Annotated in this window: 19 protein-coding genes; 16 read left to right on the top strand and 3 right to left on the bottom strand. The window is 68.3% G+C overall.

What is annotated here, in order from left to right; all coding sequences use genetic code 11:
* Nucleotides 1-110 precede the first annotated feature (110 nt).
* The 7 genes from KZ686_RS19160 (at nt 111) to KZ686_RS19130 (ending at nt 5,641) form a co-directional block, all read left to right on the top strand.
* Nucleotides 111-317, top strand: coding sequence for a dodecin (locus KZ686_RS19160; RefSeq protein ID WP_149320195.1), 207 nt, complete (start codon nt 111-113; stop codon nt 315-317).
* 500 nt (nt 318-817) lie between these two features.
* Nucleotides 818-1,516: a 3-oxoacid CoA-transferase subunit A gene (locus KZ686_RS19155; RefSeq protein ID WP_150083706.1), complete on the top strand. Its 699-nt coding sequence runs from the start codon at nt 818-820 to the stop codon at nt 1,514-1,516.
* 37 nt (nt 1,517-1,553) lie between these two features.
* Nucleotides 1,554-2,201: a CoA transferase subunit B gene (locus KZ686_RS19150; protein ID WP_149320197.1), complete on the top strand. Its 648-nt coding sequence runs from the start codon at nt 1,554-1,556 to the stop codon at nt 2,199-2,201.
* Between the two features lie 84 nt (nt 2,202-2,285).
* A complete protein-coding gene (pcaF, locus tag KZ686_RS19145) occupies nt 2,286-3,488 on the top strand; it encodes a 3-oxoadipyl-CoA thiolase (RefSeq protein WP_053824422.1) in 1,203 nt (400 codons plus the stop codon).
* A 67-nt stretch (nt 3,489-3,555) separates the two neighbouring features.
* On the top strand, nt 3,556-3,831 hold the full coding sequence (locus tag KZ686_RS19140; RefSeq protein ID WP_265634968.1) for a hypothetical protein: 276 nt from the start codon (nt 3,556-3,558) through the stop codon (nt 3,829-3,831).
* 4 nt (nt 3,832-3,835) lie between these two features.
* Complete coding sequence (locus tag KZ686_RS19135) at nt 3,836-4,567, top strand: SDR family NAD(P)-dependent oxidoreductase (RefSeq protein WP_265634966.1); 732 nt, start codon at nt 3,836-3,838, stop codon at nt 4,565-4,567.
* A gap of 66 nt (nt 4,568-4,633) precedes the next feature.
* A complete protein-coding gene (locus KZ686_RS19130; RefSeq protein ID WP_265634965.1) occupies nt 4,634-5,641 on the top strand; it encodes a Bug family tripartite tricarboxylate transporter substrate binding protein in 1,008 nt (335 codons plus the stop codon).
* Nucleotides 5,642-5,958: 317 nt separating this feature from the next.
* Here the strand turns inward: KZ686_RS19130 and KZ686_RS19125 are convergent, their stop codons facing one another.
* A complete protein-coding gene (locus KZ686_RS19125) occupies nt 5,959-6,183 on the bottom strand; it encodes a hypothetical protein (protein ID WP_149320202.1) in 225 nt (74 codons plus the stop codon).
* A gap of 220 nt (nt 6,184-6,403) precedes the next feature.
* Here KZ686_RS19125 and KZ686_RS19120 point away from each other — a divergent pair, with 220 nt between their 5' ends.
* Nucleotides 6,404-6,946, top strand: a complete 543-nt coding sequence (locus tag KZ686_RS19120; protein WP_149320203.1) for a PadR family transcriptional regulator — start codon at nt 6,404-6,406, stop codon at nt 6,944-6,946.
* Between the two features lie 28 nt (nt 6,947-6,974).
* On the opposite strand, the gene KZ686_RS19115 is transcribed toward KZ686_RS19120, so the two are convergent.
* Entirely contained in the window at nt 6,975-7,964 is a 990-nt protein-coding gene (locus KZ686_RS19115; protein WP_265634962.1) for an NAD(P)H-dependent flavin oxidoreductase, read from the bottom strand.
* Nucleotides 7,965-8,206: 242 nt separating this feature from the next.
* Between KZ686_RS19115 and KZ686_RS19110 the strand changes: the two genes are divergently transcribed.
* Nucleotides 8,207-9,229: a tyrosine-type recombinase/integrase gene (locus tag KZ686_RS19110; protein WP_265634960.1), complete on the top strand. Its 1,023-nt coding sequence runs from the start codon at nt 8,207-8,209 to the stop codon at nt 9,227-9,229.
* Nucleotides 9,230-9,285: 56 nt separating this feature from the next.
* A complete protein-coding gene (gene galE, locus KZ686_RS19105; RefSeq protein WP_149320205.1) occupies nt 9,286-10,305 on the top strand; it encodes a UDP-glucose 4-epimerase GalE in 1,020 nt (339 codons plus the stop codon).
* 209 nt (nt 10,306-10,514) lie between these two features.
* On the opposite strand, the gene KZ686_RS19100 is transcribed toward galE, so the two are convergent.
* A complete protein-coding gene (locus KZ686_RS19100; RefSeq protein WP_149320206.1) occupies nt 10,515-10,820 on the bottom strand; it encodes an H-NS histone family protein in 306 nt (101 codons plus the stop codon).
* Nucleotides 10,821-11,616: 796 nt separating this feature from the next.
* Here KZ686_RS19100 and KZ686_RS19095 point away from each other — a divergent pair.
* The 6 genes from KZ686_RS19095 (at nt 11,617) to KZ686_RS19070 (ending at nt 19,673) form a co-directional block, all read left to right on the top strand.
* Nucleotides 11,617-13,560 carry a putative bifunctional diguanylate cyclase/phosphodiesterase gene (locus KZ686_RS19095; RefSeq protein ID WP_226109564.1) on the top strand — a complete coding sequence of 648 codons (1,944 nt, stop codon included), beginning with the start codon at nt 11,617-11,619 and terminating at the stop codon, nt 13,558-13,560.
* Between the two features lie 421 nt (nt 13,561-13,981).
* Nucleotides 13,982-14,377 (top strand): response regulator, encoded by a 396-nt coding sequence (locus KZ686_RS19090; RefSeq protein WP_149320208.1) that lies wholly within the window; start codon nt 13,982-13,984, stop codon nt 14,375-14,377.
* A 209-nt stretch (nt 14,378-14,586) separates the two neighbouring features.
* Entirely contained in the window at nt 14,587-15,069 is a 483-nt protein-coding gene (locus KZ686_RS19085; RefSeq protein WP_265634954.1) for a chemotaxis protein CheW, read from the top strand.
* Nucleotides 15,070-15,103: 34 nt separating this feature from the next.
* The gene (locus KZ686_RS19080) at nt 15,104-16,759 is read left to right on the top strand and encodes a methyl-accepting chemotaxis protein (RefSeq protein WP_265634952.1); all 1,656 of its coding nucleotides are present in this window, start codon (nt 15,104-15,106) and stop codon (nt 16,757-16,759) included.
* Between the two features lie 238 nt (nt 16,760-16,997).
* A complete protein-coding gene (locus tag KZ686_RS19075; protein ID WP_265634950.1) occupies nt 16,998-18,833 on the top strand; it encodes a methyl-accepting chemotaxis protein in 1,836 nt (611 codons plus the stop codon).
* Nucleotides 18,834-18,893: 60 nt separating this feature from the next.
* Nucleotides 18,894-19,673: a DUF4088 family protein gene (locus KZ686_RS19070; protein WP_149319443.1), complete on the top strand. Its 780-nt coding sequence runs from the start codon at nt 18,894-18,896 to the stop codon at nt 19,671-19,673.
* Nucleotides 19,674-19,881: the final 208 nt, after the last annotated feature.

Below are 19,881 nucleotides of genomic sequence, written 5' to 3'. Positions count from 1 at the left end.
CTGCCTATGATGAAACTCGCGTCGTCTCGGATGCGCGTTGCATGCGGCGACGCCCGGTGATCCCACCCCCGGTGCCAGAACAAGCTGGCGCCCAACCCTGGAGGCAAGCGATGTCGAATCACACCTACAAGCTCGTCGAAATCGTCGGCACCTCGCCCGACGGCACCGATGCCGCGATCCGCAGCGCGCTCGCCAAGGCGTCGGAGACCATCAAGAACATGGACTGGTTCGAGGTGGCCGAGATGCGAGGCCATATCCTCAATGGCCAGGTCGCGCATTACCAGGTCACGCTGAAGATCGGCTTCCGCGTCGAGTGAGCGTGTTGCACGGTTGGCGCCGCGCATGCCGCGGCGGCAGCCCCCCCTGGTTGCTCCCTGTCTCTCGTTGTTCCTTTTGTTGTTCCTCTCGTTGTCATCGCTGCGGCCGGACCGCCGTAGAGGCGCGCCGCGCCCCCGCCCATCCCGCTGCCGCCGGCGCTGCTGGCCTCACCTGACCGGCCATGCCTCGGCCCGGACCCCACAGGCCCTACCTTGGCCCCGCCTTGACCCCGCCTTGACCCCGCAACAGCACCGGTGTAACCTCTGCATTCGATGTTCATTCTGCGAATCGAAGTTCGTAGAGCGAACATCGGCACCCAAGAACAAGAGTCCGCAAGACGGACCATCGTTTGACTGCTAGGGCCTTTATGGGCGCCGCCACGGCGCGCCCGGAACCACGCCAGGCAGAACCTCCGGAGACGACGCTTCCAGCGGCCCCCCGACACCATCGGGCGGCGGGCTCCGGCCGGTCCGGCCAGGCCTTCTCGACTGGAACGCAATTGATCAACAAGCTCTTCGACTCGGTGGAATCGGCGGTGGCCGACATCCATGACGGCGCGACCATCATGATCGGCGGCTTTGGCCTGGCCGGCATGCCGGCGCAACTCATCGATGCGCTGATCGCCCAGGGCGCGCGCGACCTGACCATCGTCAACAACAACGCCGGCAACGGCGAAACGGGCCTGGCCGCGCTGCTCAAGGCCAGGCGCGTGCGCAAGATCATTTGCTCGTTCCCGCGCCAGGTCGATTCCTACGTGTTCGATTCGCTGTACCACGCAGGCCAGATCGAGTTGGAGCTGGTGCCGCAGGGCAACCTCGCCGAGCGCATCCGCGCGGCGGGCGCCGGCATCGGCGGCTTCTTCACCCGCACCGCCTACGGCACGCCGCTGGCCGAGGGCAAGGAAACCCGCATCATCGACGGCAAGGGCTATGTGTTCGAGACGCCGATCCACGCGGACTTCGCGCTGATCAAGGCCGATACCGCCGACCGCTGGGGCAACCTGACCTATCGCAAGACCGCGCGCAACTTCGGCCCGATCATGGCGATGGCCGCCAAATGCGCGATCGTGCAGGTCAGCCATGTGGTGGAACTGGGCGAGCTGGACCCGGAGCACATCGTGACGCCGAGCCTGTTCGTCAAGCGCGTCGTCAAGGTCGACGCGAATGCCGTCGCCAACGCCGCCACCAACGCCGCCTGACCCGCGCACGCCAACCCGCATCGAAGAGAGAAGCGATATGCAACGCCTGACCCGCGATCAGATGGCCGCCCGCGTGGCCCGAGACATTCCCGACGGTGCCGTGGTCAACCTCGGCATCGGCCTGCCCACCCTGGTCGGCAACCACCTGCCGGCCGACCGCGAGATCCTGCTGCACAGCGAGAACGGCCTGCTGGGCATGGGGCCTGCGCCCGCGCCCGGCGAGGAAGACGGCGACCTGATCAACGCCGGCAAGCAGCCGGTCACCATCAAGCCCGGCGCCTCGTATTTCCATCACGCCGATTCGTTCGCGATGATGCGCGGCGGCCATCTGGACTACTGCGTGCTGGGCGCCTTCCAGGTGTCGGCGACCGGCGACCTCGCCAACTGGCACACCGGCGCGCCGGGCGCGATCCCGGCCGTGGGCGGCGCGATGGACCTGGCGATCGGCGCCAAGCAGGTGTTCGTCATGATGGAGCACCTGACCAAGCAGGGCGAGAGCAAGATCGTGCCCGAATGCACGTATCCTCTGACCGGCATCGGCTGCGTGACGCGCATCTACACCGATCTGGCCACCATCGACGTGACGCCCGACGGCCTGGTCGCCCGCGACCTGGTCGAAGGCCTGTCGTTCGACGAACTGCAGCGCCTGACCGGCGTGCCGCTGAAGCAGGCGCAGCCCGCCTGACGCCGACCCCGATGGCGACGGATCGCACTTCCCGCACTTGCCGATACCGCCGCCGCCACCACTGAAACCAAGGACGAGACAACCATGACCGAAGCCTTTATCTGCGACGCCATCCGCACCCCCATCGGCCGCTACGGCGGCAGCCTGTCCGCGGTGCGCGCGGACGACCTGGGCGCGGTACCGCTGAAGGCGCTGATGGCGCGCAATCCGAATCTGGACTGGAGCGCCATCGACGACGTGATCTACGGCAACGCCAACCAGGCCGGCGAAGACAACCGCAACGTCGCGCGCATGTCGCTGTTGCTGGCCGGCCTGCCGCAGAGCGTGCCGGGCGCCACCATCAACCGCCTGTGCGGCTCGGGCATGGATGCGACCGGTACCGCCGCGCGCGCGATCCGCGCCGGCGAAGCCGGGCTGATGATCGCCGGCGGCGTCGAAAGCATGAGCCGCGCCCCGTTCGTGATGGGCAAGGCCACCAGCGCGTTCTCGCGCGATGCGCAGATCTTCGACACCACCATCGGCTGGCGCTTCATCAACCCGGCGATGCGGGCGGCCTACGGCGTGGACTCGATGCCCGAGACCGCCGAGAACGTCGCCACCGACTACAAGATCAGCCGCGAGGACCAGGACTTGATGGCACTGCGCAGCCAGGAAAAGGCCTCGCGCGCGCAGGCCGATGGCACGCTGGCGCAGGAAATCACGGCGGTCACGATTCCGCAGAAGAAGGGCGATCCGATCGTCGTCGAGCGCGACGAGCACCCGCGCGCGACCAGCATGGAAGCGCTGGCCAGGCTCAAGGGCGTGGTGCGCCCGGACGGCACGGTGACGGCCGGCAACGCGTCGGGCGTCAATGATGGCGCCTGCGCGCTGCTGCTCGCCAGCGAAGCCGCCGCGCGTCAGCACGGCCTGACGCCGAAGGCGCGCATCGTCGGCATGGCCACCGCCGGCGTGGCGCCGCGCGTGATGGGCATCGGCCCGGCGCCGGCCACGCAGAAGCTGCTCAAGCAGCTGGGCATGACGATGGACCAGATCGACGTGATCGAACTGAACGAAGCGTTCGCCGCGCAAGGCCTGGCGGTGCTGCGCGAGCTCGGCGTCGCCGACGACGATGCGCGTGTCAACCCGAACGGCGGCGCGATCGCGCTGGGCCACCCGCTCGGCATGAGCGGCGCGCGCCTGGTCACCACCGCGATGTACCAGCTGCATCGCACCGGCGGCCGCTTCGCGCTGTGCACGATGTGCATCGGCGTGGGCCAGGGCATCGCGATGGTGATCGAGCGCGTCTGAGCGGCGCCCGCGTCGGCCAGCGCCGAGAGCGGGATCGAGCCGCTCAAGTTTGGCGGCGCGCCTGCCGTTGACCAAGGCAGGCGCCGACCCTCGGCGCTGCGACAGTTTTCCCAACGCAGTTGGTGCGGCCGGGCCGACTGGCTCGCCGGTCCGCCGCACGCTTTCTTTGCGCCCGAATTTGCGCGGCAGTTTCGGTGCCGCGGTGTTCGGTGAATTCGTCGCCGGCTTGACGATCGAATTCGCCGCCGAACTCACCGCCGAATGCACCGCTGCATTCCCGCTGAACTTGCGCTGCAATTCTGCTGAACCTTCGCAGTACCGGTTCGATACCGGCATGGAGTAATCGGATGTCTCTTCCCGTTGCCACGCTCGTCACCGGCGCCAGTTCCGGCATCGGCCGCGCCATCAGCGAAATGCTGCTGGCCGACGGCGTGACCCGCGTCGTCAATGTCGACTATGCCGCCCCGGGCTGGTCGCATCCCAACATGACGTTTTTCCAGGCGGACCTGACCGACGCCGCGGCGACGCGCGCCGCGGCCGCCGAGGTGACGTCGCGCTTCGCCATCACGCGCCTGGTCAACAATGCCGGCGCGACGCGTCCCGGCACCGCCGATACCGCGACCGTCGAGGATCTCGATTACGTGGTGGGCCTGCATCTGCAGGCCAGCCTGCTGCTGACGCAGGCCTGCCTGCCGGCCATGCGGGCCGCGGGCTTCGGCCGCATCGTCAACATGGCGTCGCGCGCGGCGCTGGGCAAGCCCGAGCGCGTGGTGTACTCCGCCACCAAGGCCGGCATGGTCGGCATGACGCGCACGCTGGCGATGGAGCTCGGCGGCGACGGCATTACCGTCAACGCGGTCGCGCCCGGTCCGATCGCCACCGAACTGTTCCGCCGCAGCAATCCCGAGGGCAGCGAACAGACCCGGCGCATCCTGGCCAGCATCGCGGTCAAGCGCATGGGTACCCCCGAGGACGTGGCGCGCGCCACGCTGTTCTTTCTCAATCCCGAAAACGGTTTCGTCACCGGACAGGTGCTGTACGTCTGTGGCGGTACCACGCTGGGCGTCGCACCGGTCTAGGCGCGGCCCCTATTACAAGTCGTGGCCCGCATGGACGGCCACCGAGGAAACTCCCTGGAGCATACGATGAAGTACAAGTCGCAACCGTCGCAGGCGCGTCGTCGCCTGCTGGCTGCCGGCGTCGCGCTGGCCACCACGTTCGCCGGCGTCTCCGGCGCTGCCTTCGCGCAGGACAACTATCCGACCAAGCCGATCACGATGATCGTGCCGTTCTCGGCCGGCGGCACCACCGACATCCTGGCCCGCATCGTCGGCCTGCAGCTGGGCAAGGCGCTCGGCCAGCCGGTGGTGATCGAAAACCGTCCGGGCGCGGGCGGCAATATCGGCGCCTCGCTCGCCGCCAAGGCGCAGGGCGACGGCTACACGCTGTTCATGGGCACCATCGGCACCCACGCGATCAACCAGTCGCTGTACTCGAAGCTGCCGTACGACCCGGTCAAGGACTTCGCGCCGATCACCCGTGTCGCGATGGTGCCGAACCTGGTGGTGGTCAACCCCAACGTGCCCGCCAAGAGCATCAAGGAACTGATCGCCTACGTGAAGGCCAATCCGAACAAGATCAGCTACGGCTCGTCGGGCAACGGCTCGTCGATGCACCTGTCGGGTGAACTGTTCAATTCGATGACCGGCCTGAACATCCAGCACGTGCCGTACAAGGGCAGCGCCCCGGCGGTCAACGATCTGCTGGGCAACCAGATCGGCCTGATGTTCGACAACCTGCCGTCGTCGTACCAGCACGTGAAGGCCGGCAAGCTGCGTCCGCTGGCCGTGACCTCGGCCAAGCGCTCGCCGGCGCTGCCGGACGTGCCGACCGTCGCCGAAGCCGGCGTGCCGGGCTATGAAGCGACCTCGTGGTTCGCACTGTATGCCACCGGCGGCACGCCCAAGCCCATCATCGATCGCCTGAACGCCGAAGTGGTCAAGATCCTGGCCATGCCGGACGTGCAGAAGCAGATGGCGGGTCAGGGTGCCGAGCCCAACCCCGAGAAGCCGGAGCAACTGGCGGCCTTCATGAAGACCGAAGCCGCCAAGTGGGCGAAGGTCGTCAAGGCCTCGGGCGCGACCGTGGACTGATGGTAGTCGGGCGTCGCGCGCCACGCGCGCGAGGCGCAACGACGGAAGAGCCGGCCTTCGGGCCGGCTTTTTTCATGGCCGGCAAGGCGTTCTGGATCAATGTCAGCAGGGCACACTTCCGGGAATGCGGCACTGAATGCGGCGCCGAGTGCGGCGCTGACTACCGGTGCACGGCGCCGGCAAAAAAAGAGCTCGCGACTGGCAGCGAGCTCAGTTCCGGCCCACCCGGGCAGGAGGAGACATCGTGGGCGCCGCGGCAGCGGCTGCCTCGGCGCGGGGCATCGAGTATGCGGAGGGTCTGGCGACGGGGCCGCGCCTCAGTTCAGGCTGACCTTGACCACCTGCTCCTCGACGCCGACAAAGCGGACCAACTGGCGTAGCCCGCTGGGATACTCCTTGATGTGATGGCCCACCGGGGTGTCCGGCAGGCGGTAGTAAATGGCGCTGGACTGGGCGCCGGCGGACCGGCCTTCCACTGCGGAGGGTCCGTCGCCTTCCCATGGGATATCGCGCTCCTCGGCGAGATCGTACGGTCCGGGCATGGCGGCTGTTCCTGATCGAATGCGACTTTGTTTCCAATGTATTGCAGCGCCCGCTGAATAGCTATTTCGCCTTTTTTAATTCTGGCCTAGCCACCGGCTCGATTTGTCATATTGCGAGCAATAGGGTGCAAGGCCCAGCCGATGGCTTGCACGCCGCCTCATTGCGCTACCATTGGTGCTTTGCGCGCCTCCCCGGCGTGCCTCCCGCCCCGTCGCCCGCATGTCGATCCAGCACGCCCTTCTGACCTCGTTGATGGAGAAGCCCTCGTCAGGCTACGAACTGGCGCGGCGCTTTGACAAGTCGATCGGCTATTTCTGGCATGCCACCCACCAGCAGATCTATCGCGAGCTGGGCCGCATGGCCGAACGCGGCTGGATCGCCGCGCAGGATGACGAAGGGGATGCGCGCAGCCGCAAGAAGGTCTATCGCGTGCTGCCGGCGGGGCGGGAGGAGCTGGTGCGCTGGGTGTTGTCGCCGACGGCCGGGCTGGACCAGCGCGACGAGATCCTGGTCAAGCTGCGCGCCGACGCGGTGGCTGGCCCGCTCGGCCTGGGCGACGAGATGCGGCGCATGATCGCGCTGCACGAGGAGCGCCTGGCGACCTACCGCGCGATCGAGCAGCGCGACTTCGCCGACCCGCGACCGGACCGCGCGCAACAGCTGCGGCATGCGCTGCTGCGGCGCGGGATCCGCTACGAGGAGGATTGGGTGGCGTGGGGCACGGCGGTGCTGCCGCTGCTGGAGCCGGAGGGCGGACGGTAGCCCGCCCCGGCGGCGCTTCGTTTCTTCGTTACACCAGGTCCCGCACGCTCGCCGCAGCGCCGGCCTCCACCAGCCCGAGCCGGCGGCGGGCCAGCGCGTATTCCTCGGCGAAGCGGTCCACCAGGTCGGCGGCGGGTACCACGCGCTTGATCGCGCCGACGCCCTGGCCGGCGCCCCAGATGTCCTTCCACGGCTTGACGCGGTTCGAGCCGAAGTTCATCGCGGTCGGATCGGAGGCGGGCAGGGCTTCCGGATCGAGACCGGCGTTGACGATGCTCTGGCGCAGATAGTTGCCGTGCACGCCGGTGAACAGGTTCGAATAGACGATATCGCCGGCGGTGCTGTCCACGATCATCTGCTTGTAGGCTGGCTGCGCGTTGGCTTCCTCGGTCGCGATAAACGCCGAGCCGATATATGCCAGGTCGGCGCCGGCGGCCTGGGCCGCCAGGATGCCGTTGCCGCTGGCGATCGCGCCCGACAGCAGCAGCGGGCCGTCGAACCACTCCCGGATCTCATGCAGCAGGGCGAACGGCGACTGCGTGCCGGCATGGCCGCCGGCGCCCGCTGCCACGGCGATCAGTCCGTCGGCGCCCTTGTCGATCGCCTTGTGGGCAAACGTGTTGTTGATGATGTCGTGCAGCACGATGCCGCCGTACGAGTGCACCGCCTGGTTGACCTCGACGCGCGCGCCCAGCGAGGTGATCACGATCGGCACCTTGTAGCGCACGCACAGTTCCAGGTCGTGCTCGAGCCGGTCGTTCGACTTGTGGACGATCTGGTTGACGGCGAACGGCGCCGACGGGCGGTCCGGATGCTTCGCGTCGTGCTCGGCCAGCTCCGTGGTGATGCGGTCCAGCCATTCCTCCAGCAGCGAGGCCGGCCGCGCGTTCAGCGCCGGGAAGGAGCCGACCACGCCGGCCTTGCACTGTGCGATCACCAGATCGGGGTTGGAGATGATGAACAGCGGCGAGCACACCACCGGCAGGCGCAGGCGTTGCAGGAGCGGAGGAAGGGACATGGCGGCCTCGGTTCGAATGAGTGGGTTGAAACGGCGGATGGATATGCGGGTGTTTATGCAACCAGTTGCATAGTGAACCGAAAGTTAGCATGGCCTTCGCGCGCTTTCAATAGCGGTTTCGGTACCGACCTCACGCTGTGACGCTTCCGCCGGGCGATTACCGTACGGTGCCCCGCATCCGCGTGATGGGGGCGCGGTGGAGCCTTGTCTACAATGTGCCCAATGAATCAGCAGGAGTGCAGGTGAGCGACGATCCTCGACCGGCCGCCGGAACGGGCCGCGATCTGTTCGAAGGCAATCTGGCGGACTGGCATGCCGATCCCGAACGCGCCTTCGACGGCTGGCTGGCCGTCCATGGCTTCGGCCATGGCACCGCGGTGGTCTATCGCGCGATGTGGGGCAAGCTGCTGCGCTGGTCGCGCGAGCATGGCGTCGCGCCGCTGTCGTGGTCGGCGGCGCAGATCGGCGCCTTTCTCGATGCGGAAGGGCTGCACAAGCGCCATCGCTATCGCTATACGCGGCTGATCGAGCGCGTCTTTCATTACCTGTCGTTGCAGCAGGCGGGCCTGCATAACCCCGGCAGCCAGGCGGTGCGCGCCCATCTGGCCGACGGCGACAACGATCCGACGCCATTCCTGCTGCCCGCCGAATGCGATGCCCTGGTGGCGCGGGTACTGGAACCGGTCACGCTGCCGGACCGCGATGCCACGCCGAGCCCGACCGCCTGGAAACGCGCGCGCGACATCGCCGTGGTCGCCGCGATGCTGGGCGCCGGCCTCAAGGTCGGTGAGGTGCGCGCGCTGCGGCTCGACAGCGTCGCGGCGGACGCCAGCGAACTGCGCCTGACCCGGACCGACAACGGCCGTACCTATCGCGCCCCCGTGTTCGACTTCGCCCGCCGGCCGCTGCTGGCCTGGCTCGCGGTACGCGCGTTGAGCGGCACGCTTGGCACGCTGGTGTTCCCCGCACTGCCGGCCGGGCGGCCGTTGCACGCGGCCTCGTTATATCGCCGGGTCGAGCAGCTGCTGGACGAGGCCGGCGTGCTGGCCGGGCGCACCGAGCGCGCCTCGCCGCAGACGCTGCGCAATACCTATGGCGCGCTGCATTTCGAGGCCGGCGCCGAGCCGGCGGCAGTCGCCCAGTATCTGGGCATGCGCGATCTGGAGTCCGGCTGGCGGCTGCACGCTGCGTACACCGCCTGGCAGGCCCGCAGCGGCCAGCTCCCCGCCGCTGCCGGGGCCGAATCGCCGGCCGGGTTACCATAACGCCCCTGACCGTGGCGGCCCGGCGCCGTCCGCCTTCTCAATCGATCAAGTTCACGATGCCAGACACTCTGCTGCTGACCGGTGCCACCGGCTATATCGCTTCGCATACCTGGGTTGCACTGCTCGCGGCCGGCTACGACGTGGTCGGCCTGGACAACCTGTCGAACAGCAATCGCGCGGTGGTCGAACGGATCGCCACCATTTCCGGCAAGACGCCGGAGTTCGTCGAGGGCGACGTGCGCGATCGCGCGCTGCTGGACCGGCTGTTCGCCGAGCGCAAGATCGGCGGCGCGATCCATTTCGCCGCGCTCAAGGCGGTCGGCGAATCGGTGGCGCAGCCGCTCGCCTACTACGACAACAACCTGAACGGCCTGCTGACGCTGTGCGCGGCGATGCAGGCGGCCGACGTCAAGACGCTGGTATTCAGTTCCTCGGCCACTGTCTACGGCAATCCGCATACGGTGCCGATCCGCGAGGAATTTCCGCTGTCGGCGACCAATCCCTACGGGCAGACCAAGCTGATGGGCGAGCAGATCCTGCGCGACCTCGAGCGCGCCGATCCGCACTGGCGAATTGCCTATCTGCGCTATTTCAATCCGGTCGGCGCACACGAAAGCGGCCTGATCGGCGAGGATCCGGGCGGCGTGCCGAACAATCTGATGCCCTATGTGGCTCAGGTGGCGGCCGGCCGCCGGGAGCGCCTGATGGTGTTCGGCGGCGACTATCCGACCGCGGATGGCACCGGGGTGCGCGACTACATTCACGTCTGCGACCTGGCCGACGGCCATCTGGCGGCGCTGCGTTATTTGAACGAGCGCGGCGAGGGGATGACGGTCAATCTGGGAACCGGCCGCGGTTATAGCGTGCTGGAGGTGGTGGAGGCGTATCGGCGCGCGAGCGGCAAACCGATTCCCTATGAAATCGTCGCGCGCCGCCCCGGCGATATTGCCTCGTGCTACGCGGATCCGGCATTGGCGCAGCGCCTGCTCGGCTGGCAGGCACGCCATGACCTGGACCGGATGTGCGCGGATTCGTGGCGCTGGCAGTCGATGAATCCGTTGGGGTTTGCGTCCTGATTCACGATCGCGATGGTCGATGGCGGCGACGGTGGCCACGGACACCGACGTTCGCCCGGCGCGCCGCGATTGGCGGATTGTCGTGACCATAAAAAACCGGGCCCCAAGGGAAGGGGCCCGGTTTTTTATTGCGCACGGCTGCCGGGAAACCCGGTGAGGACTTCCGCTCTGGCGCGGCGACGCCGAGAGGCGCCCGGCAGGCGCTGCGTTTATCGCACCAGGAAGTCGTCGATCGATTTACCGGAGGCCAGCGCCTGGGTCAGCCAGCCCGGGCGCTTGCCGCGGCCGGTCCAGGTATTGCCGGCGCTGTCGCGGTAACGGACCGGCACCTTGCGCGCGGTTTTCTTGCTGGGTACCGCCTTGCTGCCAAAACCCAGATCTTCTGCGGTCAAGCCATATTCTTCGATTTTCTTGCGGATATCGTCGATTACCGCAGCTTGCTCTCGTGCCTTGATCTCTTCGGCTTGCTTCTGCAATTCGTTGATTTTCTGAACGATTTCCTGATAGGTTGCCATTTTGAGACCTCTGATTACGGTGGGCGAGATGAACGGCATGAATTATAACGGCCTGCGTTAGCGATGCAAATGCCGGCGCAGGTTGAAACCGATTTTTGACAAAATCGATCACGAAACCTTTCAAGGTGAACTTTTTCGAGGTCACTCTGTCACCGCCAGCCGTCTTGATCGTATTTCCGCATGTTTGCCGCGTGGCTGGCCCGCCTTGGTGGAGGCGTTTGCTTCGGGTCTTTCGCTTGCCGCTTTCGTTTTGAGCAATATGGCGCGGTAAAACGGATGCGATGTTGTGGTGGTTGGGTTTCCATGCCCTGGCGCGTCGCGTGCCGCATCCCTGCGGGTGCCGCCACGGCCATTCCCCGATTCAAGTAATCCCCGCCAGCGGTCGATATCCCCTCAGCATGGGCTGTCGCCCGGCGTGTTGGCGGGCTGTCCGCCGCTACTGATCGATCCGAGTCGTCCCATGTCCTTGTGCCGCTTTGTCTTGTCTTCGTCGTCGATTGCCTCCGCGCGGCCTGCCGCCAGCGCCGGCGAAGCCGGGCTTCGGGCGACTCCGCGAGGCGGCTCTCGTTGCAATAAGGTGACGCTGCGTGCACTACGCGCGGCGGCTGTGCTAACGTCCCGGGCGGTGTCGAGCCGACCGCCGATCGCAGCCGGCGCGCCGGCCGTGCGCCCGGGTCCCGCACCAAGATTTGCCGCGCTTCACGCGGTTCCGCAATACCGCGGGGTTTCCGTCACCGGCCTCCCGGCCGGAGCCTGACGGCACCACCCACACGCATTCCGCAGCGCCCCCTTCGATATGAGTTTTAGCGTTCTGCTGCTCGCCATCCTGCTCGGCATCGCCGTCGGCCTCGGCCTTCGCGCTACCGGCCGCGGCCGCGATGGAGCGGGATGGCCCGGCCGCATGATGGCCCTGACCGCGGGACTGATGTCGCAGGCGTCGGTCGGCCTGCCGGCCTGGGTCGTGCTGCTGTCCGGTTCGGTGCGGGGATCGGCGGAGTGGTCGCAGGCGCTGGCCGCACTGGTCGGCGGTATCGCCACGACGGTGCTGGCGCAATGGCTGCACCGCGCGCTGGCGTATTGGCGCGGTGCCGCGATGCTGGCGACGCTCGCCGGCGCCGGCGTGATCGCCGCGGCCGGGATCGGGCTCGGTCACCAGTGCGGCGGTTCCAGCTCGCGCACCGCCTGCATCGAGGCGATGAATCTGCTGCATCCGGCGTGGTTCGGCCTCGGCCTGGCCGTGCTCGGCACGGCGGCATTCGCTCTGTTGTGGCTGTCGGAGCGCCGCCAGGCGCCGCAGCGCGAGCGCGACGTCCTGCTGAACGAGTCCGGCGAGCCCGACGGCGAGCGCAGCAGCGCGCCGCCGGGATTGCCGGCGCGGATCGTGCGCCGGCTCAATGGCCGCATCCCCGGCCGGCTGACGGTCCGCCCGGTGGGGCGCGGCCAGGCGACGGTCGGCGAATACAGCGTGGCCACCGACGTGCCCGATCGCGCCGCGTTCGCGCGCTGGCTCGACCAGTCGATCGCGCATGCGCGCCTGGCCGAGACCAGTTGCGCCGTGCTGCTGATCCATATTGCCGACTTCCGCGAGGTCGACGAGGTATTCGAGGTGCGCGCCGACGACATCCTGGCGCAGGACGCCAGCGTGCTGGCCCAGGCCGCGCTCGAACCGCACGACTTCCTGGCCCGGCTGGCCCGCGACGAGTTCGCGGTCGGCGTACCGGCGCTGCTGAACTCCAATCGCGCGCACGAGCTCGGCTCGCGCGTGCTGGCTTCGATCTCCGAGTTCGTCACCGCGCGCGGCCTGCAGATGCAGATCGGCGTCAATATCGGCATCGCGGTCTATCCGCGCGACGCGCAGAGCTCGGAGGCGCTGATGCAGGCCGCGCGCGTCAGCCTGTCCGAGGCGCGCGAGTCCGGCTCGAACCAGGTGCGCACCTTCAATTCCGCGGCGGGCGAGCGCGCGCGCCGCATGCGCGTGATCCGCCGCGATCTCTGGCTGGCGATCCAGGACGACGGCCTGTCGCTCGAATACCAGCCCAAGTTCGACGTCGACGCGCGCACGGTGGTGGGCGCCGAGGCGCTCTGCCGCTGGCGCCATCCGACGCTCGGCGCGGTCAATCCGGCCGAATTCATCATGGTGGCCGAGCAGTCCGGGCAGATCGACAAGCTCGACGACTGGGTCATCGCCAGTGTCTGCCGCCAGGTGCGCGAGTGGCAGGACGCCGGCCTGCCGGTGGTGCCGGTCGCCATCAACGTGTCCGGGCTGCGTTTTGCCAGCCGCGATTTCCCGCAGTACCTGCTCGAGCAGATCCACCAGCACGACATTCCGCCGTCGGCCGTCACGCTCGAGATCACCGAGACGGCGGCGATGAAGGACATCGCGCAATCGCTGGAGACGCTGGCCGAACTGCAGGCGCTCGGCATCCACGTCGCGCTGGACGACTTCGGCAGCGGCTATTCCAGCCTGGGCTATCTGAAGCGGCTGCGGGTCGGCACGCTGAAGATCGACCGTACGCTGATCGGCGGCCTGGAGTCGGACCCGCAGGGCCGCGCCATCGTCGGTTCGATGGTGGCGCTGGCGCACGAGCTGCGCATGCGCGTGGTGGCCGAAGGCGTCGAATCGCAGGCCCAGCTCGACATCCTGGCGCGCATGGGCTGCGACGAAGTCCAGGGTTATCTGCTGGCCCGTCCGATGGAAGCGAGCGGCTTCGCCGACCTGCTGTCCAGCCCCCGCCGCTGACCGGCAGCGCGACAACCCCCCGCCCCGCTGAACGTCCGCGCCGACAACCCTCCGCCCCGCTGAAGGTCCGCGCCGACAACGCTCCGCCCCGCTGAGCCCGCGCCGACAACGCTCCGCCCCGCTGACCGCCCGCGCCGACAACCCCCCGCCCCGCTGAACGCGCGCGCCGATTACCCGCCGCGCCACTCAACGCTTCGCGCCGTGAACGCCTTGCCCCCGCAACACACCCGCTAAAGGAAGCACGCCCGCCCGCCGATAAGCCTGATTGGCGCACAGCGTCGCGGTATGGGACCGATTCCGGTCCGATATGGCGGCACGCGCCGCAGCGATGCGCCGGCAGGGGCCGGCGCCGACCAGCACAGAACACGGATCGCCCCACGCCGCCTGCCGGCCGATCCGCCGCCGTTTCGAGGTAGCCGCCATGCCAGCTCAACGCATTCTTGTCGTCGACGATTCGCCTTCCCTGCGTCGCATGATCGCCGCCTGCCTGCGCGCCGGCGGCTACGACGTCGCCGAGGCAGCCGACGGCGACGAGGCGCACGCGGCGGCCGAGGCCGCACCGCAGGCGCAGCCGTTCGGCATGCTGGTCACCGACCAGGTGATGCCCGGCATGGACGGCCTGACGCTGATCCGCCGGCTGCGCGCCACGCCGCGCTATGCCGCGATGCCGATCCTGATGCTGACGACCGAGGCCGACGGCCAGATCCGCGCCCAGGCCCGCGAGGCCGGCGCCAGCGGCTTCCTGCCCAAGCCCTTCGATCCCGACCAGCTGATGCAGTCGGTCGCCGCGCTGCTATCCCCCTCCGAAGAGGGGTAATGCCGGCCGCTTCCGACCCTTCAGCCGCGCATCGGAACTGCCGATAACCAGCAAGGGGCGAGGCGCGCCGTTCGCGGGCGCGGCCAGTGGCCGCGCCATCGCGGCGCCATCGCCATGCAGTTGCAGTCGCCAAAAAAGGCAGTCGGGCCGGTTGGGGTGCACTCCGCCAGCGTGCAACGACGGCCACAACCGGGGAGCGGGAGCGCAAGATGAATCTCAGCAGCAAGACCGAAGGAAGCGGCGAGGAATTCCTCGCCTTCACGCTGGGTCGCGAGGAATACGGCGTCGACATCCTCAAGGTGCAGGAAATCCGCGGCTACGAGGCGGTCACGCAGATCGCCAACGCGCCGCCCTATCTGAAGGGTGTGATCAACCTGCGCGGCATCATCGTGCCGATCGTCGACCTGCGCATCAAATTCCAGCAGCAGAAGGTCAGCTACGACCAGTACACGGTCGTCATCATCGTCGACCTGAACCATCGCACCACCGGCATCGTCGTCGACGGCGTCTCCGACGTGCTGACGCTGACCACCGCCCAGATCAAGCCCACGCCGCAGTTCTCCGGCAATCTCGATACCGAATACATCCGCGGCCTGGGCTCCATCGAGGACCGCATGCTGATCCTGGTCGATATCGAGAAACTGCTGGCGACCGAGGAACTGGCCGCGATCGAAGCCGCCGCGGCGGCCTGAGGCGCGCCCCGAACGAATCCCGCAGCACAACGTCATGAGAAACAACCAGCCTGTCACCGCGCGCGAATACAAGCTCGCGCCGAACGATTACCTGATTTCGCGCACCGACCTGAAGGGCCGCATCACCTTCGCCAACCGCGCGTTCATCGAGGTCAGCGGCTTCACCGCCGAGGAACTGCTCGGCGCCCCGCACAACCTGGTGCGCCATCCCGACATGCCGCCCGAGGCCTTCGAGGATCTGTGGCGCACGCTGCAGGCGGGCCGCTCCTGGGTCGGGCTGGTCAAGAACCGCCGCAAGAACGGCGACTACTACTGGGTCAGCGCGACGGTGACGCCGACCCGCGTCGACGGCCAGACCGTCGGCTATACCTCGGTGCGCTCGATGGCGAGCGCCGAGCAGATCGAGGCAGCGCAGGCCGCGTACGCGCGCATCCGCGCCGGCAACGGCTCAGGCATCCGCATCCGCGAGGGCGCGGTGGTTCGCCGCGGGCCACTCGGCTGGATCGACGGGCTGCGCCGGCTGGGCTTGCGCGGCCGCATCATGCTGTCGCAGGGCGTGGGCCTGGCATGGTTCCTGGCCGCGCTGGTCGCGTTCGAGCTGCTGGCCGAGCCGCAGACGCGCGCGGCACTGCGGCCGTGGCTGTGGGGCGGCTTCGTGCTGGCCGGCCTGTCGGCGATGGCCACCGGCGCGGCGCTGCTGGCCATGGTGCATCGGCCGATGCGCGAGATGCTGGACTTCGCGCTGCGCCTGGGCGCCGGCGACCTGGCCACGCGCTACGAGTTCTCCAGCAACGACGAGATCGGCGCGCTCGCCAAGGCGATGCAGACCATGCAGCGCAGCCTGCTGTCGGTCGTTCATGAAATCCAGGAAGGCATGAGCGCGATCGCCACGGCGACGCGCCAGGTGGCCGCGGGCAACAGCGACCTGTCGCAGCGCACCGAGCAGCAGGCGGCCTCGCTGGAGGAGACCGCGTCGAGCATGGAAGAGCTGACCGGCACGGTCCGCCAGAACGCCGACAACGCGCGCCAGGCCAGCGGCCTGGCGGCCAACGCCTCGGAGACCGCGGTCAAGGGCGGCGAGGTGGTGGGCCGCGTGGTGCAAACCATGGACGAGATCAACGGCGCCTCGAAGAAGATCGTCGACATCATCGGCGTGATCGAGGGCATCGCGTTCCAGACCAACATCCTGGCGCTGAACGCGGCGGTGGAAGCGGCGCGTGCGGGCGAGCAGGGCCGCGGCTTCGCGGTGGTGGCCGGCGAGGTGCGCAGCCTGGCGCAGCGCAGCGCGAACGCGGCCAAGGAAATCAAGGGTTTGATCGGCGATACGGTGGCGCGCGTGGACAACGGCTCGGCGCTGGTGGGCCAGGCCGGCCAGACCATGGGCGAGATCGTGCAGGCGGTCAAGCGCGTGACGGACATCATGGGCGAGATCAGCGCGGCGTCGGCCGAGCAGAGCTCGGGCATCGAGCAGGTGAACCAGGCGGTGGCGCAGATGGACGAGGTCACGCAGCAGAACGCGGCGCTGGTCGAGCAGGCCGCCGCCGCGGCCGGTTCGCTGGAAGACCAGGCCGCTCGCCTGCGCGACGCGGTGGCGGTGTTCCGCGTCAGCCTGAACGCCGAGCCGCGCCCGATGCGTCCGCGCGCCGCGTCGGCGCAGCCGGCGGAGGCGCCGCGGCTGGCGCGCGCTTGAGCGCGCTTGAGCGCCAGGCCGATTGCGCGTCGGACAGGTAGTCGAAGCGCAATGGACGGGAAATTGATGGGTATTTGATGGGCAGGGAGGCCGGACCCCGACAGGGCCCGGCACCAATCGAAGCACGGACAGCAGCATCGCCCGGCATTACAACGAAGCCGGTAAGCGCGGCGCCCGATCCCCGACGATCGGCGCCGCAATCCGGCCGGACGGTCATCCAGAAGAAGAGGTAGTTCTCATGCAATGGTTCAAGCAACTGCGAGTCGCGACGAAGCTGGTCGTCGGCTTTCTGATCGTTTCCGTCATCGGCATGGCGATGGGCCTGCTGGGGGTGGTCAATATGGGCCGGATGACCGAGTGGACCAGCCGGATCTATAACACCGACCTGCAGGCCCTGAAGGCGGTGCAGGACGCCAACATCAACCTGCTGTACGCCAGCCGCGCGCAGATCGCGCTGCTGTCGGCCTCGACGATGGGCGAGCGCGCGACCGAGAAGACGCTGATCGAGAAGTCGTTCGGCGTGGTCGACGAGCGCATCAAGCAGGCGCGCAACTCGTTCCAGACCGAGCAGGGCCAGGCGCTGATCAAGCAGTTCGACGCAATGCTGCCGGCCTATCGCGACCGCATGGGCAAGTACGTCGAGCTGGTCTCGCGCCAGCCGCTCGATACCTCGCAGTTCGAGAGCCAGGTCTTCGAGGAAAGTACGGCGCTGCTCAAGGATGGCCATGCGATCGAAGAGCTGATGTTCAACATGGTCAAGCGCCGCGACGCCGGTGCCCGCGCCAACATGGAAGAGGCCCAGGGCGTCTACGAGAGCTCGCGCCTGTGGATGCTGGCGCTGGTGCTGGGCGGACTGGCGGTGTCGCTGCTGCTCGGCGTGTTCCTGGCCCGCGCGCTGTCGCGCCAGCTGGGCGGCGAGCCGGCCTACGCGGCCGCGATCGCCTCGCGCATTGCCGACGGCGACTTCTCGACCGAGATCAAGCTGCGCGCCGGCGATCGCGACAGCATGCTGTACGCGATGAAGCAGATGCAGCTGCAGCTGTCGGGCATGGTGCAGGAGTTCAAGACCGCGGCCGAGTCGATCGCCTCGGCCTCGCGTGAGATCGCCGCGGGCAACAGCGACCTGTCGCAGCGCACCGAGCAGCAGGCGGCCTCGCTGGAGGAGACCGCGTCGAGCATGGAAGAGCTGACCGGCACGGTCCGCCAGAACGCCGACAACGCGCGCCAGGCGAGCGGCCTGGCGGCCAATGCCTCCGAGACCGCGGTCAAGGGCGGCGAGGTGGTGGGCCGCGTGGTGCAGACCATGGACGAGATCAACGGCGCCTCGAAGAAGATCGTCGACATCATCGGCGTGATCGAGGGCATCGCGTTCCAGACCAACATCCTGGCGCTGAACGCGGCGGTGGAAGCGGCGCGTGCGGGCGAGCAGGGCCGCGGCTTCGCGGTGGTGGCCGGCGAGGTGCGCAGCCTGGCGCAGCGCAGTGCGAACGCGGCCAAGGAAATCAAGGGCCTGATCGGCGATACGGTGGCGCGCGTGGACAACGGCTCGGCGCTGGTGGGCCAGGCCGGGCAGACCATGGGCGAGATCGTGCAGGCGGTCAAGCGCGTGACGGACATCATGGGCGAGATCAGCGCGGCGTCGGCCGAGCAGAGCTCGGGCATCGAGCAGGTGAACCAGGCGGTGGCGCAGATGGACGAGGTCACGCAGCAGAACGCGGCGCTGGTCGAGCAGGCCGCCGCCGCGGCCGGTTCGCTCGAAGACCAGGCCGCCCGCCTGCAGGCGTCGCTGGCCCGCTTCCGCCTGGCCGCCGACGAGCTGTTCGCCCCGTCGCTGCAGGCCCCGTCGGTTGCCAGGCCGATCGCCGCACCTGCCGCACCGGCATCGGCCGCAGCGGCAGCCAGCCGCCACGACGAGCCCGCTGGGGCCGATCGCGCCGACCGCGCAGAGCGTACCGAACGCACGGAACCGGCCTCGGCCAAGTCCGCCCCGCGCCTGCCGGGCCGTCCGGCGCCGCGCGCCGCGACAGCCGCTGCCGCCACCGCCGGTGCCGACAGCGACTGGAGCGCCTTCTGAACACCCCGCCGCGGCGGGGCGGGCGCGGCCGGCATGGCGCGCCCCCGACCATGACAGACGATGAACAGCGAAATCACCCTGTCCCTGCCGCGTGAGGCCGCGGACAAGCTGCGCGGCGAGTTCGACCATTTCGTCCGGCTCTCCACGGGGCTGGACCGGCAGTTCGTGCCGCCCTCGTTCGAGGACTTCCTGCGTGCGCGCGTGATGCACCAGGACGGGCCGCTGACCGAGCGCGCGGTCACGCGGCTGCTGAGCGGCGGCGAGTACGCGTGGGCCAAGCGTGTGTTCGACAAGCAGCTGCCGCACGCGCTGGCCAATCTGATGCGCGACGCCGAACGCTTCGGCTTCGGGCTCGCGGTGCGTTCGGAATGGTCGCAGTCGGAGCGGCTGGCGCAGGCGCGCAAGTGGGCGGTCGAGATTCTCGACCACGCCGGCGCCGATCCGGCGCTGGCCGATACGCTGGCCGAACACATCGCCAACGCCGCGGTCGACGTGCGCACGATCGAGGAACAGATGCAGACGCCCGCATGGCGCCTGGCGGACAGCCTGCGCCGGCGCGTCTACGACCTGCTGTACCTGGTGCAGACCGAACGCGGCACCGGCGCCGCGCTGACGCGGCTGGGCGAACTGCGCGCGATGGTGGGCCTCGCGCTCGACTACGGCGCGATCGACGCACAGGAAGCGGGCCGTGTGATGGAGCAGATCGAGCATGCCCGCCCGCACCTGTTCCGCGACGAGCCGGACGATGTCTTCGCGCGGCTCGCGGCGTGGCTGCGCCGCGTTTTCAAGCCGATGCCGGCCGCGCCGTCAATGGTGGAAAGCGACAGGCGCTCGCCCTGAACGCGAAGCGTTTTCAGTCACGGGGAAATCGCCCTCGAAAACTGCGCGGAATTGCTGTGGAAGTGATTCGCGCAGCATGTCTGCTGTTACAGATTTGATCCAGATCACGTTACAAGGTTGTTACATCTTTCCGTGTCGTTTCGGCCATGTATCATCCGTACGACAATGCGCATCCCCAACGTAAGTAGGGATTGGCAGCGGCATGCGA

The sequence above is a fragment of the Cupriavidus cauae genome, from assembly GCF_026210475.1.
Taxonomy (GTDB): Bacteria; Pseudomonadota; Gammaproteobacteria; order Burkholderiales; family Burkholderiaceae; genus Cupriavidus; species Cupriavidus cauae.
The sequence above is the reverse complement of the archived record's forward strand: the minus strand, read 5'-3'. Positions and strand labels throughout refer to the sequence as shown.

Excerpts from the sequence above, each read along its gene's own strand:
- KZ686_RS19160 (WP_149320195.1), top strand. The coding sequence starts at position 111 with ATGTCGAATCACACCTACAAGCTCGTCGAAATCGTCGGCACCTCGCCC.
- KZ686_RS19150 (WP_149320197.1), top strand. The coding sequence starts at position 1,554 with ATGCAACGCCTGACCCGCGATCAGATGGCCGCCCGCGTGGCCCGAGAC.
- pcaF (WP_053824422.1), top strand. The coding sequence starts at position 2,286 with ATGACCGAAGCCTTTATCTGCGACGCCATCCGCACCCCCATCGGCCGC.
- KZ686_RS19135 (WP_265634966.1), top strand. The coding sequence starts at position 3,836 with ATGTCTCTTCCCGTTGCCACGCTCGTCACCGGCGCCAGTTCCGGCATC.
- KZ686_RS19130 (WP_265634965.1), top strand. The coding sequence starts at position 4,634 with ATGAAGTACAAGTCGCAACCGTCGCAGGCGCGTCGTCGCCTGCTGGCT.
- KZ686_RS19125 (WP_149320202.1), bottom strand. The coding sequence starts at position 6,183 with ATGCCCGGACCGTACGATCTCGCCGAGGAGCGCGATATCCCATGGGAA.
- KZ686_RS19120 (WP_149320203.1), top strand. The coding sequence starts at position 6,404 with ATGTCGATCCAGCACGCCCTTCTGACCTCGTTGATGGAGAAGCCCTCG.
- KZ686_RS19115 (WP_265634962.1), bottom strand. The coding sequence starts at position 7,964 with ATGTCCCTTCCTCCGCTCCTGCAACGCCTGCGCCTGCCGGTGGTGTGC.
- galE (WP_149320205.1), top strand. The coding sequence starts at position 9,286 with ATGCCAGACACTCTGCTGCTGACCGGTGCCACCGGCTATATCGCTTCG.
- KZ686_RS19100 (WP_149320206.1), bottom strand. The coding sequence starts at position 10,820 with ATGGCAACCTATCAGGAAATCGTTCAGAAAATCAACGAATTGCAGAAG.
- KZ686_RS19095 (WP_226109564.1), top strand. The coding sequence starts at position 11,617 with ATGAGTTTTAGCGTTCTGCTGCTCGCCATCCTGCTCGGCATCGCCGTC.
- KZ686_RS19090 (WP_149320208.1), top strand. The coding sequence starts at position 13,982 with ATGCCAGCTCAACGCATTCTTGTCGTCGACGATTCGCCTTCCCTGCGT.
- KZ686_RS19085 (WP_265634954.1), top strand. The coding sequence starts at position 14,587 with ATGAATCTCAGCAGCAAGACCGAAGGAAGCGGCGAGGAATTCCTCGCC.
- KZ686_RS19080 (WP_265634952.1), top strand. The coding sequence starts at position 15,104 with ATGAGAAACAACCAGCCTGTCACCGCGCGCGAATACAAGCTCGCGCCG.
- KZ686_RS19075 (WP_265634950.1), top strand. The coding sequence starts at position 16,998 with ATGCAATGGTTCAAGCAACTGCGAGTCGCGACGAAGCTGGTCGTCGGC.
- KZ686_RS19070 (WP_149319443.1), top strand. The coding sequence starts at position 18,894 with ATGAACAGCGAAATCACCCTGTCCCTGCCGCGTGAGGCCGCGGACAAG.